The sequence below is a fragment of the Xanthomonas cassavae CFBP 4642 genome (genome assembly GCF_000454545.1).
Classification (GTDB): Bacteria; Pseudomonadota; Gammaproteobacteria; order Xanthomonadales; family Xanthomonadaceae; genus Xanthomonas; species Xanthomonas cassavae.
In genome coordinates, this window is sequence record NZ_CM002139.1 from 3,584,351 (window position 1) to 3,584,951 (window position 601).

Consider the following 601-nt stretch of genomic DNA (forward strand, 5'->3'; position numbering starts at 1 on the left):
GGGCGCTTGAGGCAGAGATTGGAGTGTCTGGTATGTCCAGAAAGTCCATCGGGTCAAAGGCAAGCTCTCCGGACAACGCCACTGCCGGCGGTGGGGCAAGTGGCACAGACTGTATGGAGGTGGAGGCGCGGTGGAGGCGGTGTTGCCGTATCTCCTGGATTCGATACGGGGTGGGATCGGCGGGCAGAACACGCCGTCTCCACGGAGGTGCCATCTCACCCAATTGCGTCAACGCGTCCTGACCGTGCTGGGTGCGGCGCCAATTGACGGTATCGGCGATTTCCTGATCGGGCGAGTGAGGATCGGCGAGGCCGTTGTCGATCAGGTCATTGGCAATGATGGCTGAAGCGGGCGAAAGAGGGCGCATCTTGAGTGCTCGTCTTTTTTTCGGAGACGGCCTGATGTAACCAGTTTTTGGCAAGCCACCCTTCGGAAACAGCGAAATCACGAGGGAACATCGGAACATGGGATGGGATTGTGGCCAGAGACTGGAAATGGAGCGACGGACATTTTGTTGCGCCAAAATATCCGCTAACTCACTGATGCAATGGATGAAATCCAATCTTGTGAGCTATTTTTACACGTATGTCGGCTGAACCCC

Annotated in this window: 1 pseudogene; it reads right to left on the reverse strand. The window is 56.6% G+C overall.

The window, feature by feature from the left end:
- Nucleotides 1-367 (reverse strand): annotated as a pseudogene (locus tag XCSCFBP4642_RS29690) (hypothetical protein); the annotation flags it as partial.
- Between the last annotated feature and the right edge of the window lie 234 nt (nt 368-601).